The following is a 15137-nucleotide window of genomic DNA, read 5'->3' as shown; positions in this document are numbered from 1 at the left end:
GGCAAAGGAGAGACTCCTTGAAAGAGACGGATCACAGGACCATGGTAGCGCCCGACGAGAAGAGAGGATCCCTGGTACTCACCCCGCTGGTGGGGGTTTACCTCCTGTATCTCCTCATCACCCTTTCCCACCTTGGCGACCCCTTCCCCTTCATGGGCAAGCTCTACTCGGGGGATGCCAGCGAATCGTCGATCTTCGCCGCCAGCATAGCTCTTGTCTATCTCATGATCGGGATCCTCAAGCGGCAGCGGATCACCCTCTGGCTGCTGATCGCCTACAACTCCGTGCAGTGTCTGAGCGAGATCGCCAACCTCGTGCATCTCCCCGTCCAGCAGGTGGTCACCGCCACCGGGTCCACTGTCCCCGATTACGAGTACCGCCTCTACGCTTTCTGCATGGCGGTGCTGTTCCTGATCCTGAACCTGGTCCTCTACTTCAACCGGCGCCACTTCGACAACAAATCCCCCTACCTCTGGTAGCCGCCCCCTTCGGCCCCGGCGAACCGTCATCAGGCCGCGAGCTTTTATCAGGTCCACGAGCTTTTGTTAGGCCAGCACTAGCTATTGTCAGGCCAGCCCGTGCATCTTCTAACCGCCGGAAAACAGGTCCCCCCCCCTTGTCAAAGGTTCATCGGGAAATATTGGGGATAGCAGGTCCCCCCCTTTGAAAAAGGGGGGACAGGGGGGATTTATGACGTTGGCAGCAGGAAAATCCCCCTAAATCCCCCTTTTGCAAAGGGGGACTTTGAGCCTCCCCGAAACCTCCCGATGAACCCTCTCCATAGCGAGAGAAACCAAGCTAAGCACCACCTCGCATCTAAAATACAGAAAGGGCCATGGCGATTGCCATGGCCCTTTCTGTTTGCTGGGTCGTTCCGGTGCCGTTTCAGGACGGCTTCGGAGGAGCCGGTTACGCGGTTACCTTGCTGGCAGCCATGACTTCCTTCTCCTGCTTGTCCTTGATCCAGGCTTCACCCACCGGAAGCTTGATGCCGGACTCGGCGTAGACGGCGACGGCCATCAGGTAGAGGGCGGAGAATGCGCAGAGGAGCAGGTCGTAGGCGGCGAAGGTCCCGGCCAGGGCGCTGCCGGCGAGCTCTTTCAGGTCGAGGCCGATGAAGCCGAGGAGCAGGGTCAGGAAGATGAAGGCCAGGGTTGCGTGGTGCTTCATGGAGGCGATGAAGAGGATGAAGGTGAAGATGGTCCAGGCCACCAGGTAGAAGCCCAGGTCATTGGCCGAGAAGGCCAGGGTCGGGTAGGCCTTCACGAGGTCGGCGTTCTTCCCGAAGATAATCATCAGGCAGAGGGAGATCCAGAAGGCCCCGTAGCCGGTGAATGCGCAGAAGCCGAAGTTGTTGCCGGTTTTGAACTCCATCAGGCCGGCGATGAGCTGTGCGGTGCCACCGAAGCAGAGGCCAAGCCAAAGAACGGGAGCGATACCGCACCACCCGAGATTGTGGCACTGCAGCACGAAAGTCGTCATACCGAAGCCAGCAAGGCCAACAACCGCGGGATTCCCCAATTTCACGTCACTCATTTCACTACCTCCTCGTTTTATGTGGATGTCGATTCCGACTTCAACGCATGTAATGTGCCGCTGGCGCCCTGGTTGAGACCCGTGAGCGCAAGCCGTCCACACGATACCTATAGCAACGAACATACCAATGTTATAGTTTTCCGTATTCACGGATTTTCTCTTTATTGACGGCATGTTACGGAAGGGGTCGATTGAGGAGGGACTAAACGGCAGCCGGGGATTTTCGCAACATTGCAAAAGGCCCACGTGCTCCTCTTGCCCGGGGGAAACAAGGAAAGTGATTCAAAATTAGCTAATTGCGGAATCGAGAGAGGGGCACGGGCGGCCATTTGCAAATGTGCGAATGGCCTGGCCGCTTTCGCAAATGTGAAAATGCCGCGGGAGCCGTTTTCTCCGGGGCTATCAACCTTGGCGCTCCGGCAGGGAATGGGGGCGATCCTCTTTACTGGGTGGGGCAGCAGTGCTTGCTGCAGTCTCCCCCCACCAGCGAGACACAGCAGGCGAGGCCGTCTTGGTCGCAGCCGGTAATTTCCTGGGAGGTGCAGACACACTCTGCGGGGTTGACGATGGCAGGGGCCGGAGGAGGGGTCTCGCAGGGAAGGTCGAGGGAAACCCAATCTCCATCGCTGCAACGGAACTGGTGGCCGGACTGGCAGGAGATCGCGCCGTCGGAGAAGTTGACCCCGGCAAAGACGCAGTCGGAAATGGCCCCCGCCGTGGCGGGAGCGAGCAGGGACAGGACGAGGGGGGCAAGAAGCAGGGACGGTCGCACGTTCATGGCTGGCCTCCTCGGGGGGGATGAAAACGAGGCGGGCCGGCCCTTGATGAGAGCCGGCCCGCAAATAACCATTTCCGCTTGGTTTAGCAGAAACCTACCTTGCCCCTTCGTTCGGGCCCCATGTAGATGCGCCCTCCCACCCCCCGGACCGGGTCGACGCCGACCTGGACGGCCTCTCCATCGCTGCGCAGGAAGGAAACGATGGCGGCCTCGTCGATCAACTGCTGGAGCTCTTCCGGCCTTACCCATCCCGGACTGTTGTCACTGTAGACCACCGGAATTTTCATGGCACCCCCCTTTCCTTTCAATAGCCGACTGCAAAAGTCTAGCAACAAGCGGGGGCATAGCAACCGCCGCCTACTTCTTGGCGATCATCTCGATCTCGAGGCTGATCTGGACTTCTTCCCCCACGGCGACCCCGCCGGTCTCCAATAGGGCGTTCCAGACCAGGCCGAAATCCTTGCGGTTTATCTTGGTGGTGGCCGAGGCTCCCCTCCTCAGGTTCCCGTACGGGTCGCGGGAGACGCCGCTGGGACCGTCGACGTCGAGCACCACTTCGCGGGTGATGCCATGGAGAGTCAAAAGCCCGTAGACCTTGAGCTTGTCCTTCCCCGCCTTGACCACTTTGCTGGAGACGAAGGTCATGGCCGGGAACTTGGCGACATCGAGGAAATCGGCGCTTTTGAGATGGGCGTCGCGCTTGGCTACGCCGGTATTGATGGATGCGGTAACGATGGAGACCGAAACCGAGGACTTGGTGACGTCCTGGTCGTTGATGTCGACCACCCCGCTGAAGGTGCCGAAGTCCCCTTTGACGTTGGAGACCATCATGTGGCGAACCTTGAAGCCGACACTGGAGTGGTCCGGGTCGATCTGCCAACTACCCGCCTGGGCCACCAGCGGAGCCAGCGTGATGAGGACCGCGAGAGAAGATAAGAACGCCTTCAGGTAACTCTTCATTGGGAATCTCCTTTCAGATGAAGTATACCCCGCAGGCCACCGTCCCTCAACTTCCGACGATTTAACATCAACCTACCGGGAGGACCTGCCCGCCCTCCTTCTCATCGCCGCGGTGCGCCTCCGGGTCAGCAGCTGGGGAATCCCGGGACCTTGAGGGACCTGCTTTTGACGAAGACGGATATCGCGGAGTCTACGGGAACCCGGGTGGGGGCTCCGTCCCCCGCAATGAAGGCAACCCCAGTTCCGGAAAGCTGGCCCGGAAGGTCGGTGGTGCCGTTACGGACCACCTTCGCGCGCATCTTGATGACCGGACGGTCGGCCGCGGGGAGCGTGAAGCTGAGCTCTACCGTGGTGCCGGTCGCAATGACCTCGTCGGGTTCGAAGCAGGCGCCGGACCTGCTGATATCGAGCAACGCGCCGGAGATCACCCGCCGGCCCATGGTCACCTGGACCGGGGTCAGCAGTTCCACGCGGCGGTCCCGGCGTTCCACCACCGGGATGAAGCAGGTGATGGCATCGAGGAAGATCCCGGTGTCGAGGGGCTTGCGGAGGATGGCGTCGCACCCGGCCTCGCGGCAGAGCGCTGCGTTGTCCGAACAGTTGGGGACGGTCATGATCACCGGGATCCGGCTGTGGCGGTCGTGCTGCTTGAGAAGGCGGCAGCAGTCAACGCCGTCCATCTTCGGCATGTTGGCATCGAGGACGATCAGGTCGGGGGCGAACTCATCCACCACTCCCAGCGCCTCCTCCCCGCCGGTGGCGGTCGCGACCTCCACCGGAAGAGCCTGGAGCATGTTCTTCTGGATTTCCAGGAACATCTTGATGTCATCCACCAGGAGGATTTTGGGCATAGAGTTGTTTTCCATGATTCGTGACCTCGTGATGCAGAAGATGACTGACACCGTCTGAGACGGCAAACGCAAAGAGTATACATTACGACCGGTCAATTGGAATCAGATAATTTTTAAAATAGAGTCACAACCGGCACACTCCTATTTCCTAAGTTCTTTCATATTCCATTCACATTTGAGCGGTAAGGTTCTCCCATCGACAGCAAAGTACACCGGAAACGGCAACCACTAACCAAAGGAGAAACACGATGAGACAACATCTGAGACCTCTTGCCATGATTACCTTCCTTACCGCAGCCACCACCTTCGGCGGGCAACTCGCCTTCGCTGAAACCACCCCGGCGCAGTCCCCGGATACCACGGTCGCCCAGCCGGGCCATGGCCATCAGCATCACGGGCGGAAGGAGGGGCACCGCAGGGAGATGTTCTTCAAGCGCATCGCCAAACAGCTCGGTTTGAGCGACCAGCAGAAGAGCCAGGCCAAAGCGATCATGCAGGCGAGCAGGGAGGAGAACAAGCCGCTCTTCAAGGCTATGATGGACGAGAGAGGCAAGATGCGCGACCTCGTCCTGTCGGGTAACGCCGACGAGGCGGCCATCAGGGCCCAGTCGGCCAAGGTAGCCCAGGCACAGGCAGACCTCGCGGTGAAGAAGTCGCAGGAAGTCGCCAAACTCCGCGCGCTGCTCACCCCGGAGCAGAACACCAAGCTGAACACCATCCTGGCCAAGATGGCCCAGCGCCACAACAAAGAGTTTCAGGAGCACGGTCCGATGATGTAGAAAACGGCGGCTTGAACGGGGGCACCGCCGGTGGGAAGGCGGGGCCCTCGTCAGAAGTACCCGACCACCGGATTTTTTGTTAAAATTAAGTTAGCCGACTATACGCTCTAAGAAACGGGGAAGCCGCTGGCAACCGGCTTAAGAGAGGGAATAGATGAAAAAACTCGCCATGATAGGTCTTTTGGCAGGAGCCCTGCTGGCCCATGCCCATCCGAGCGAGGCCCACATCCGCGGAGGGGTCTATTTCGGCCCGATGTGGGGACCATGGTGGTGGGGGCCACCGGTGGTAGTCCAGCAGGAACCGGTCATCATCCGTGAGGAGCCCCCGATTTACATACAGCAGCAACCGCAACCTGAACCGCAGCAGTACTGGTACTACTGCTCCGATCCCAACGGGTACTATCCGTACGTGAAGAAATGCCCGAAGGGTTGGATGAGGGTGGCGCCGACGCCGGCCCCGCCCGACGAGGAGGAATAAGTCATGGATGCACGGCACAAAATTCCGGCCCTGCTGATCCTGCTGGTGCTGGCGGGATGCGCCACGCTCCCGACCGGTCCGAGCGTCATGGTCCTTCCGGGTCAGGGAAAAACGTTCGAGGAGTTCCAGACCGACGACCTCGTCTGCCGTCACTGGGCCGATAGCCAGATCGGCGGAGCCCAGCAGACCTACAACCAGAACGCCACCCAGGGTGCCGCGGTCGGAACCGTCCTGGGAGCCGGGGTAGGCGCCCTGCTCGGGGCCGCCTCGGGGCACGCCGGAGCGGGTGCCGCCATCGGCGCCGGTGGCGGCCTGCTGGCCGGTACCGCGATCGGCTCCGACAACGCCCAGGTTTACGGGCAGCAGGCGCAGCGGCGCTACGACAACAGCTACGTGCAATGCATGTACGCCAAGGGGAACCAGATTCCCGGCGTGAGGAACACCTACCGCCCCCGCCGGACTACGACGCCTCCTCCCCCGCCGCCCACGTACCGGGAGAGCGTGCCGCCGGTCCCTCCCGATTACACTCCTTATTAGCTCCCCGGCGCCGGCCAGTCCTGTTGTCTTCTAAAGTCGTTCCCCCTCCCGCTGAGGGAGGGGGAGGGACGGGAAACCTATCCCTTCTTGAAAGGATTGCCGCCCCATCCTCACCCCGCCCCTCCCCTTGAAGGGGAGGGAGCCCGATGCCACCCGCTCGCTTCGCGCGCGCCACCCTCGCTTCGTCAGCCACCCTTGCAGCCCTACCCCGAGCCCTTCGTCTTAGTCTCCTCCCGCGCTTGATCGCCCTTTTACAGCGGTAATCGTGACGCCCCGCCCCTTCCTTGACAGCGGGAAAACCATGATTATCTTACCTGCAGATGGAGCAAGACCAGATCGAAAGACATCGAAAGGAGGTAAATCAACATGGCAAGCTGGAGCATTTTCAACGAGTTGGACAGTTTGAGAAGAGAGATCGACGAGGCTTTCCGGGGCGTCGGGCTTTCCCGCCCACTGACCACCACCTTCCTTTCCCCGTACTCGACCAAACGCTTTCCGCTCCTGAACCTGACCGAGGACGAGGACAAGGTCTACATCGAGGCACTTCTGCCGGGCGTCGATCCCAAGGAGCTCGAACTTTCCGTTCTACGCGGCACGCTGACCATCTCCGGTGAGCGGAAGGCCCCTACCGAAAAAGGTGTGCTGCACCGGACCGAGCTCGGGTTCGGCAGGTTCACCCGCTCGATCGACCTCCCGGCCGACATCAACCCCGACAACACCAAGGCCGAGTACAAGGACGGCGTGATGCTGATCACCATGACCAAGTCCGAACACGCCAAGCCGCGCAAAATCGAGATTGCCAGCTAACGACAAGTGAACGCCGAAACGGAACAAAGGAGGAAGAAACCATGACGACCCGTGACGTAACCACCAGCCAGGAAAAAAATCTCCAGGGAAGGGAGGAGACCAGGGCTCCTGAACGGTTCCTGCGTCCCGCCGTTAATATAGTAGAAGAGGAATCCGGTCTCCTGGTGACCGCGGACCTGCCGGGGGCCAGCAAGGAAAACCTCGACATCCGCGTCGAAAAAGGGGTTCTTACCATCACCGCGCCGGTACACCGCCAGGTGCCGGGGCGTCCCGTGTACAGCGAGTTCTCCTGGGCGCCGTACTACCGGCAGTTCCAGATCCCCGACAGTATCGATCAAAACGGCGTGAACGCCGAGTTCAATAACGGCGTCCTCAGCCTGCGGCTTCCCAAGGCCGCAGCCGCCAAGCCGCGCCGGATCGAGATCTCGGTGCAGTAACCAAAGCTCCCGCACGGGCGCGCCCCTCACGTCATCGGTGCCGCCCCGGGGGATTCTCCCCTGGAGCGGCACCGATGACCGCGACCTCCCTCTCCTCCCTCTCCTCCCTCTCCTCCCTCTCCTCCCTCTCCTCCCTCTCCTCCCTCTCCCCTTCCCGACTCAATCGACTCAATCGACTCAATCGACTCAATCGACCACAGAACACTCTACCGGCCTCTTCCGGTCCGCTCCCCGCGCCCCCTCTCGTTGTAAATCACCCGTCATCGGCTACAATCAACCGGAGTTGAAAAACCACACGAGGGAGGACGGCGGATGCTGACCCACAACCTAGGCTACCCCCGCATCGGTGCGGATCGAGAACTGAAGACGGCCTGCGAACGTTACTGGAGCAACGAGATCGGCCTCCAGGAGCTCGAAGAGACAGGGAAGAAACTCCGCAAGATCCACTGGGAGGCGCAGCGGGAGGCGGGGCTCGGCCTCATCCCCTGCAACGACTTCTCCTTCTACGACCAGACGCTCGACCTCTCCCTCACGGTGGGGGCGGTACCGCCCCGGTTTTCCCGGCTCTCCCAAGCCCCCCTCCCCGAGCTCGCCTTCGCGATGGCCAGGGGGTGCCAGAAGGAAGGGGTGGACGTGGTGGCCATGGAGATGACCAAGTGGTTCGACACCAACTACCACCACCTGGTCCCGGAATTCACCCGCGACCAGCGCTTCTCGCTCACCCCCGACAAGCCGCTGGCCGAACTCAAGGAGGCGCGGGGAATGGGGCTCCCGGCCAAGCCGGTACTGATCGGCCCGCTCAGTTATCTCCTCCTCGGGAAAGAAAAGGAGTCGGGCTTCCACCGGATCGAGCTTCTGAAGAGGCTTTTGCCGGTTTACCGGGAGCTGCTGACCGAGCTCAAGCGGGGCGGTGCGGAATGGGTCCAGCTGGACGAGCCGTTCCTGGCCCTCGACCTCTCCCCCGAGATCGCCACCGCCTACCGGGACGCATACGCCCAGCTCGCCGCCGGGGGATCGCTCCCGAAACTCCTGGTGGCGACCTACTTTGCGGGGGTGGGGGACAACGCCCGGCTCGCTGCAGGGCTCCCGGTCAGCGCCCTCCATATCGACCTGGTGCGCGCACCGGCACAACTGGAGGAGGTCCTCCCCCTCATCCCGCATGAGCTCTCCCTCTCGCTCGGCGTGGTGGACGGGCGCAACATCTGGAAGAACGACTTTTCGCGTTCGCTCCGCCTCGTCCAGCGGGCGGTGGAGGCACTGGGAGAGGAGCGGGTGATGGTGGCCCCCTCCTGCTCGCTTTTGCACGTCCCCTACGACTGCGCACTCGAGCGGGATGCGGGGATGCTCCCGGCCGAGGTGATCGACTGGATCTCCTTCGCCCGGCAAAAGCTCGACGAGGTCGTCACCATCGCCTCGCTGGCCGTAAAAGGGGGGGCCGCCCTCGAGGATCCGCGGGTGATCGCCAACGCCCAATCGCTGGAGCGGCGGCGGCACTCACCGCTGATCCACCGCCCGGATGTGAAGGAGCGGGTGAAAGGGATCACCCCGGAAAAGCTGCGGCGCTCCTCGCCGTTCGCCACGCGCCGGGCCCGTCAGCAAGAGGCCCTCGCCCTCCCCTCCTTCCCAACCACCACCATCGGATCCTTCCCGCAGACCGCCGAGGTCCGGAGGCTCCGCTCACGGCTCACCTCCGGCAAGCTGTCGGCCGAGGAGTACCGGGCGGAGATCGAGCGGGAGATCGAGCGGACGGTCCGCTTCCAGGAGGAGGTCGGGCTGGACGTCCTCGTGCATGGCGAGTACGAGCGCAACGATATGGTGCAGTACTTCGGTGAGCAGTTGGAGGGGTGCGGTTTCACCAGGGGGGGATGGGTGCAGAGCTTCGGCTCCCGCTGCGTGAGACCGCCGGTCATCTTCGGCGACGTGGAGAGGAGGGGGCCCATGACGGTAAGCTGGACGGTCTTCGCCCAGTCGCTCACCGAGCGCCCGGTGAAGGGGATGCTGACCGGACCGGTGACCATCCTGCAGTGGTCCTTCGTGCGGGACGACCAGCCGCGCAGCGATACCGCCCGGCAGCTGGCACTGGCCATCCGGGACGAGGCGGCCGAACTGGAACAGGGCGGGATCAGGGTCATCCAGATCGACGAGCCCGCCTTCCGGGAGGGGGTGCCGCTCAAGCTGGCGGACCGGGCCGCCTACTTCGCCTGGGCCGCCGACTGCTTCCGGCTGTCCACCTCAGGGGTCGATGACGCGACCCAGATCCATACCCACATGTGCTATTCGGAGTTCAACGACATCATCGACCGGATCGCGGCGCTCGACGCCGACGTCATCACCATCGAGGCGTCGCGCTCCCAGATGGAGCTTCTGGAGGCCTTCAAGGAGTTCAGCTACCCCAACGACATCGGCCCCGGGGTGTGGGACATCCATTCGCCGCGGATACCGTCCTGCGAGGAGATGTTCGATCTATTGGAACGGGCGCTGGAATGCGTCCCCAAGGAAAGGCTCTGGGTGAACCCGGACTGCGGGCTGAAGACGCGCGGCTGGAGCGAGACCCGGGCAGCCCTCGCCAACATGGTCTTCGCCGCCCGCGCGCTCAGGGAGCGCTACTTCGCTCCACCCGCCCGGTGACCGCCCGGCTGATCATCCCGGCCTCGGAGGTGGTGAGCCCCACCCCGGGCCTGTTTCCCATCCAGCGGGTAATGCCGTCCCTGGCTGCGTACATTTTGTACCATCCCAGGTCTTTCATCTGGGCCCCCGGGGCCGCGCCGTTTTGAAAATTATTTTCATTTCATTTCGGTGCGGCCGGCCATCCCTTTCGACATAATCATCGACGCCTGCCGGTAAAACTTAAGTTGGAATACCGGCAGGTTAGCACAACGCCCCTCGCACCTGCCGCCTTTGGCGGCCTCCCCGCCTCCCCGTCACACCCCCCCGGTCCTCCTGTGAAAAAGCAGCGGGAGGATCTATACTATCGATCATGGCGCGGCACCCCGCGCAGATTAAGCAAACCACCGGCACGCACATGAAGATCGATCGTCCCCCAGTTTCCGATCCCCCCGGCACCGCCACCGGCCGACGCCCTCCGGCAGGAGAATCACCCTCTTTCCCAACTGACCAGTGGTACGCCCTCATGATGCAGCAGCTCAGGGAGTACGCCGTCATCCTCCTCGATGGCGAGGGGACCATCCTCTCCTGGAACGGGGGCGCCGAGGCGATCTTCGGCTACCGTCCGGAAGAGGCGATCGGGCGCCCTCTCTCGCTGCTCATCCCCCCCGATGAGGGGAGGGACAAGGCGGACCGCGAGCTGGCCAGGACGGTCCAGGCCGGAAGCCTCGAGCTGAGCGGCTGGCGCCCCCGCAAGGACGGAAGCCGTTTCTGGGCCGAATTGACCCTCACCGCGCTGAAGGACGGCGGCGGCGAGCCGCTCGGCTTTTCCCTGGTGGCCCGGGACGATACCCGGCGCCACGGCGTCGAGGAGGCGCTCCAGAAAAGCCGCGGCATGTTCGAGAGACTCTTCGAAACCTCTCCGGACGCCATCGTGGTGGTGGACGGCAAGGGGTCGATCAGGAAGGTGAACCAGCAGACCGAGGTCCTCTTCGGCTACCAGCGCGAGGAGCTGATCGGGGAGCTGGTGGAGCGCCTGATCCCGCCCCGCTTCCACGACCGCCACATCAAGGACCGCGAGGGGTACTTCCGGGAGGCGCGCCCCCGCAAGATGGGGATCGGCCTCGAGCTGTACGGGATGACCCGGGACGGGCGCGAGGTGCCGGTGGATATCATGCTCACCCCCATCGAGATGCCGGAGGGGACCTGGGCCTTCGCGGTGATCAGGGACATCACCCGCCAGCGCAAGAGCGAGGCCAAGATCAGCGAGCTGAACGGAGAATTGAGGAGGCAGATCGAGAAGCTCGAGGCGAGCAACCGCGAGCTGGAAGCCTTCAGCTACTCGGTCTCCCATGACCTCAGGGCGCCGCTTCGCCACGTGATCGGCTTCGTCGACCTGCTGATCACCCGGGGCAACGAGAACCTGGACGACAAGAGCCGCCACTACCTCGAGGTGATCACCGAGGCGGCCAAGAAGATGGGGGACCTGATCGACGACCTTTTGGCCTTCTCGCGGATGGGGCGGTCGGAGATGATGAAATCGCGGGTGGACATGGGGCATCTCGTGCGGGATATCGTGGAGGAGCTCACCGGCCAGGCCAAGGGGAGGAACCTGACCTGGGCGGTCGGGCCGCTCCCGAGCGTCACCGGGGACAACGCCATGCTGAGGCAGGTGGTCTACAACCTGCTCGCCAATGCGGTGAAATTCACCCGGGACCGGCAGGCCCCCAGGATCGAGGTGGGGGCGCTCGAGACCCCCGAGGAGTACCAGTTCTTCGTGCGGGACAACGGGGTAGGATTCGACGCGGCCTACGTGGGGAAACTCTTCGGGCTCTTCCAGAGACTGCACCGCAACGAGGAGTTCGAAGGGACGGGGGTGGGGCTGGCGATCGTGCAGCGGATCGTGGCGCGCCACGGGGGAAAGGTCTGGGCGGAGGGAAACCTGGAGGAGGGAGCGAGCTTCTGGTTCACCCTCCCCCGGCGGGACCCTGCCCAGTAAAGAAGAGCCCAGGTCACAGCTTGTTCCTGAGGGTCTCCTTGAGCTCCAAAAGGGCCAGGGTCTGCAGGTAGCTTCCCAAAAACTCGATGTTCTTGAAGGCAATCCCCTCGCCGAAATAGTCGTCGATCTCGTGGATCGCCTGCTTCATCAGCTTCTGTGCTGGGCTCAGCTTGGCGGTCTCGGGGTTCATATGCCGGTCCTCCTCATGGGGGTTCGCTCTGCTATATATATACCAAAGCGCCACGCCCTTGGAAACCCTCCCCTCCGGCAGCGGCCGCCACATTTTCCCCTTTACCGCGGGGACCGATTTCGGGTAACCTGCAGCGGTTCCGATCCGCTTGGGTCGGGAGAGTTTACAGCGGGAGGAGCGGTGAGATGAGATTGGCGACAGCGGTACCGGCAGTGGCAATGTTGCTCGTTACGGCGGGATGGCAGCCGGCCTGGGGCGGGCATGGCACCATCGAGGAGACCGACGACCAGATCATCGTCGAGTATAGCGGGGACGCCGGGGACAACGCGGCGGCCAGCCGTGGCGCCAACCCTTCGGCGGCGAACCCTGCCGCGCTCCCGGGCACCGTCAACGCTCAACCGTCGTCCACCCCGCCGGGTAGCACCCCGGAGGCGAGTGCGGGCAACGGAAGCGGCGACGAATCGCCGCGCAGGCTGCCGAGAAACCGGAACACCAGGCGCCCCCGCTCCGGAGGGGGAGCCGTCCCGATGCCCTCCGTGGACGAGTAGCTACCCGCCGTTCCCCTGGAGCTTCAGCCGCTTGTTGAGGGTCTGTCTCCCCATCCCAAGGATCTTCCCCGCCAGCCCCTGGTTCCCCTTGGCGAGCTTCATCGCCTCCCCAATCATGTACTCCTCGACCTCGTCGATGGTCGGAAAATGCCCGAAGATGGCGCAGAGCGGGTTCTCCTCCCCCGAGGCATCCGAACCGGACGCCACCCGCACCGGACGCTCGTCGCCGATCACCGACTTGAAGGTCTCGGTGGAGAGCACCCCCGACTTGTGGCGCAGCACCGCGTCGAAGACCAGCGCCTCGAGCTCGCGCACGTTGCCCGGGAAGTGGTAGAGCGCCAGCATGACGGCGAGTTCGGGGGGAGGTGTCGGTTTCTTCTTGTTGAGAGAGGCGGCGGCCGCCTCCAGGAAGTGGTCCAGAAGCAGCGGGATGTCGTCCAGCCGCTCCCGCAGGGGGGGAAGATGGACGCGGTGCCCGCAGAGGCGGTAGTAGAGGTCGTTTCTGAATCTCCCCTGCTTGATCAGCTCCTGCAGGTCGCGGTTGGTGGCGAGCACGATGCGGGCGTCGCTCTTCTTGACGAAGTCGCTCCCCACCGGGTAGTACTCCTGCTCCTGGAGAAGCCTCAGGAGCTTGATCTGCGACATCTCGTTCAAATCCCCGATCTCGTCCAGGAAGAGCGTCCCGCCGGCGGCCCGCATGATGAGCCCGTCGCGGTTTTGCTCGGCGCCGGTGAAGGCCCCCTTGCGGTGCCCGAACAGGGTGTCGGAGAACATGTTGTCGTCGAGCCCGGCGGCGTTCAGGGCGACGAACTCGCCGCTGCAACCGGAGAGGTCGTGGATGACGCGGGCGATCCGCTCCTTGCCGGTCCCGGTCTCGCCGGTGATCATCACCGGCTGGCGGGTGCCGGCGATCACCTCGAGGTACTGGAAGATGGCGCGCATGTTCTTGTTGCCGGTCACGATGGAGCGGAAGGCCTCCGGGTGGTCCAGCCGGTCGGTGAACAGGTACTGCTTGAGCACGGAAAGCTCGCTGGAAAGCGAGCGCATCTCCAGCGCCTTTCTCACCGAGGTCACCAGCCGCTTCACCTCGATCGGCTTGACCAGGTAGTCGAAGGCCCCCTCCTTGATGCAGTTGACCACCAGCTCCACGTCGTTGTTGGCGGTGGCGAGGATGACCGGTATCTGGGGGTGGCGGGAGACGATCTGGGGGAGGAGTTCCTGGCCGGTCAGGTTGGGCATCCTCAGGTCGAGGACGATCACGGAGACCTCCTCGCGGGCGAGGAGATCGAGGACCTTACGGCTGTCCGATTCGGTGAGCACGTCGCGGTAACCGCTGGTGATGAGACAGCTTTTGCAGCTCTCCAGGATCTGGGTCTCGTCGTCTACCAGGAGGATGCGCTGCAGATGCTTGTTTTCCCGTATCACGTTTCTGACTCCTAGCGGTGCCCGCCGCCTCCCTCGCCCGGGGGCGGGGGAAGCGGTCAGGCAGGGAGGGTAAAATAGAAGGCGGCTCCGCGGCCCGGTTCCCCCTCGGCCCAGACCCTGCCACCGTGGCGCTCGACTATGCGCTGAACGGTGGCGAGCCCGATGCCGGTCCCTGAGAACTCCTGGTCCGAGTGGAGCCGCTGGAAGGGTTGGAAAAGCTTGCCGCACAGCGCCATGTCGAAGCCGGCGCCGTTGTCACGGACGAAATATGCCCTTTCCCTACCGGTCACGTCAAGTCCAAATTCGATGATCCCCTGCTCCTTGCCTCCGGTGTATTTGCACGCGTTGTCGAGGAGATTGAAGAGGACCACCCGCACGAGGTCCGGATCGACGGAGGCCGACAGGCCGGGGGAGATCTCGAAGCTGAGCTCGCGGCCGGGGTTGCGGCAGGTGAGCTCGGCCGCGATCGCCTGGGCCATCTCGCTCAGGTCGGCCTCCCGCTTGGAGAGCTCGTGGCGGCCGGCCCGCGAGAAGTCGAGCAGGGTGCGGATCAGGGTGCTCATCTCCACCGTCTCGTCCTCGATGATCCCGATGAAGCGGCGGCACTGCTCGTCGAGGAGGGGGCCGTAAAGCTCGGCGATCAGCTGGCAGTAGCCGCTGATCTTGGTCAGGGGGGAGCGGAGGTCGTGGGAGATGGTGTGGCCGAAGGCCTCCAGGTCGCGGTTGGCGAGCTCGAGCTCGCGGGCGCGGGCGGCCAGCCGGTGGTTCAGCTCCTCGATCTCCCGCGCCGCCCGCACCCGCTCGCGTTCCTGGGAGAGGAGGCGCAGCGAGTCCTCGACGGCGGCGAAGAGCTTGGCGCTCTCGATCGGCTTCAAGACGTAGCGCCCCACCCCGATCTCGATCGACTTGATCAGGTAGTCGATGTCCGAGTGGGCGGTGGTCACCACGATGGGGACCTTGGGGGCGGCCTCCAGGATCCTCCTCGCCATCTCGATGCCGTTCATGGCGGGCATCTTGATGTCGGTCACCACCAGGTCGGGGCGCTCCTTCTCGAAGAGGGCGAGCCCTGCGGCCCCGTCCTCGGCCCAGACGAGGGTCAGCTCCGGAAAGCGCCTCCCGAGCATGGTGAGCACCGCCTGCCGGGTGATCTCCTCGTCCTCCACGTACAAAAGTTTAAGCCCTTCCCCCCATGGCCGTTCGCCTTTCAT

At 63.3% G+C, this 15137-nt stretch carries 18 protein-coding genes; 9 read left to right on the top strand and 9 right to left on the bottom strand.

Annotation, left to right across the window (positions count from 1 at the left end; genetic code table 11):
* Window positions 1-17 precede the first annotated feature (17 nt).
* Window positions 18-479, top strand: a complete 462-nt coding sequence (locus L4X63_RS19590; RefSeq protein ID WP_250680353.1) for a hypothetical protein — start codon at window positions 18-20, stop codon at window positions 477-479.
* A gap of 430 nt (window positions 480-909) precedes the next feature.
* Here the strand turns inward: L4X63_RS19590 and L4X63_RS19585 are convergent, their stop codons facing one another.
* From L4X63_RS19585 to L4X63_RS19565, 5 genes are all read right to left on the bottom strand, one after another.
* Window positions 910-1536, bottom strand: coding sequence for an acetate uptake transporter (locus tag L4X63_RS19585; RefSeq protein WP_250680352.1), 627 nt, complete (start codon window positions 1534-1536; stop codon window positions 910-912).
* 442 nt (window positions 1537-1978) lie between these two features.
* Window positions 1979-2314, bottom strand: a complete 336-nt coding sequence (locus tag L4X63_RS19580; RefSeq protein WP_250680351.1) for a hypothetical protein — start codon at window positions 2312-2314, stop codon at window positions 1979-1981.
* Window positions 2315-2397: 83 nt separating this feature from the next.
* Entirely contained in the window at window positions 2398-2601 is a 204-nt protein-coding gene (locus L4X63_RS19575) for a GSU3473 family protein (RefSeq protein ID WP_250680350.1), read from the bottom strand.
* 70 nt (window positions 2602-2671) lie between these two features.
* Window positions 2672-3274, bottom strand: a complete 603-nt coding sequence (locus L4X63_RS19570; RefSeq protein WP_502799928.1) for a YceI family protein — start codon at window positions 3272-3274, stop codon at window positions 2672-2674.
* A 125-nt stretch (window positions 3275-3399) separates the two neighbouring features.
* Window positions 3400-4125: a response regulator gene (locus L4X63_RS19565; protein WP_250680349.1), complete on the bottom strand. Its 726-nt coding sequence runs from the start codon at window positions 4123-4125 to the stop codon at window positions 3400-3402.
* A 248-nt stretch (window positions 4126-4373) separates the two neighbouring features.
* On the opposite strand from L4X63_RS19565, the gene L4X63_RS19560 reads away from it, so the two are divergent.
* The 6 genes from L4X63_RS19560 (at window position 4374) to metE (ending at window position 9791) form a co-directional block, all read left to right on the top strand.
* Window positions 4374-4904, top strand: coding sequence for a Spy/CpxP family protein refolding chaperone (locus L4X63_RS19560; RefSeq protein ID WP_250680348.1), 531 nt, complete (start codon window positions 4374-4376; stop codon window positions 4902-4904).
* Window positions 4905-5058: 154 nt separating this feature from the next.
* Window positions 5059-5382, top strand: coding sequence for a hypothetical protein (locus L4X63_RS19555; RefSeq protein WP_250680347.1), 324 nt, complete (start codon window positions 5059-5061; stop codon window positions 5380-5382).
* 3 nt (window positions 5383-5385) lie between these two features.
* Complete coding sequence (locus tag L4X63_RS19550; RefSeq protein ID WP_250680346.1) at window positions 5386-5919, top strand: YMGG-like glycine zipper-containing protein; 534 nt, start codon at window positions 5386-5388, stop codon at window positions 5917-5919.
* 366 nt (window positions 5920-6285) lie between these two features.
* On the top strand, window positions 6286-6726 hold the full coding sequence (locus L4X63_RS19545; protein ID WP_250680345.1) for an Hsp20/alpha crystallin family protein: 441 nt from the start codon (window positions 6286-6288) through the stop codon (window positions 6724-6726).
* A gap of 41 nt (window positions 6727-6767) precedes the next feature.
* The gene (locus L4X63_RS19540; protein ID WP_250680344.1) at window positions 6768-7163 is read left to right on the top strand and encodes an Hsp20/alpha crystallin family protein; all 396 of its coding nucleotides are present in this window, start codon (window positions 6768-6770) and stop codon (window positions 7161-7163) included.
* A gap of 312 nt (window positions 7164-7475) precedes the next feature.
* Window positions 7476-9791 (top strand): 5-methyltetrahydropteroyltriglutamate--homocysteine S-methyltransferase, encoded by a 2316-nt coding sequence (gene metE / locus L4X63_RS19535; protein WP_250680343.1) that lies wholly within the window; start codon window positions 7476-7478, stop codon window positions 9789-9791.
* Here the strand turns inward: metE and L4X63_RS19530 are convergent.
* Window positions 9757-9909: a hypothetical protein gene (locus L4X63_RS19530; RefSeq protein ID WP_250680342.1), complete on the bottom strand. Its 153-nt coding sequence runs from the start codon at window positions 9907-9909 to the stop codon at window positions 9757-9759. The genes metE and L4X63_RS19530 overlap by 35 nt on opposite strands.
* 276 nt (window positions 9910-10185) lie before the next feature.
* Between L4X63_RS19530 and L4X63_RS19525 the strand changes: the two genes are divergently transcribed.
* The gene (locus L4X63_RS19525; RefSeq protein WP_250680341.1) at window positions 10186-11766 is read left to right on the top strand and encodes a sensor histidine kinase; all 1581 of its coding nucleotides are present in this window, start codon (window positions 10186-10188) and stop codon (window positions 11764-11766) included.
* Window positions 11767-11779: 13 nt separating this feature from the next.
* Here L4X63_RS19525 and L4X63_RS19520 read toward each other — a convergent pair whose 3' ends face one another.
* Complete coding sequence (locus L4X63_RS19520; RefSeq protein ID WP_250680340.1) at window positions 11780-11956, bottom strand: hypothetical protein; 177 nt, start codon at window positions 11954-11956, stop codon at window positions 11780-11782.
* A 185-nt stretch (window positions 11957-12141) separates the two neighbouring features.
* On the opposite strand from L4X63_RS19520, the gene L4X63_RS19515 reads away from it, so the two are divergent.
* Window positions 12142-12504, top strand: a complete 363-nt coding sequence (locus L4X63_RS19515; RefSeq protein WP_250680339.1) for a hypothetical protein — start codon at window positions 12142-12144, stop codon at window positions 12502-12504.
* Here the strand turns inward: L4X63_RS19515 and L4X63_RS19510 are convergent, their stop codons facing one another.
* Together L4X63_RS19510 and L4X63_RS19505 are read right to left on the bottom strand one after the other, a co-directional pair.
* Complete coding sequence (locus L4X63_RS19510) at window positions 12505-13929, bottom strand: sigma-54-dependent transcriptional regulator (protein ID WP_250680338.1); 1425 nt, start codon at window positions 13927-13929, stop codon at window positions 12505-12507. It abuts the gene before it with no gap.
* A gap of 56 nt (window positions 13930-13985) precedes the next feature.
* The gene (locus L4X63_RS19505; protein ID WP_250680337.1) at window positions 13986-15137 is read right to left on the bottom strand and encodes a sensor histidine kinase; all 1152 of its coding nucleotides are present in this window, start codon (window positions 15135-15137) and stop codon (window positions 13986-13988) included.

It is taken from the genome of Geomonas sp. Red32 (genome assembly GCF_023652955.1).
Taxonomy (GTDB): domain Bacteria; phylum Desulfobacterota; class Desulfuromonadia; order Geobacterales; family Geobacteraceae; genus Geomonas.
The sequence above is the reverse complement of the archived record's forward strand: the minus strand, read 5'-3'. Positions and strand labels throughout refer to the sequence as shown.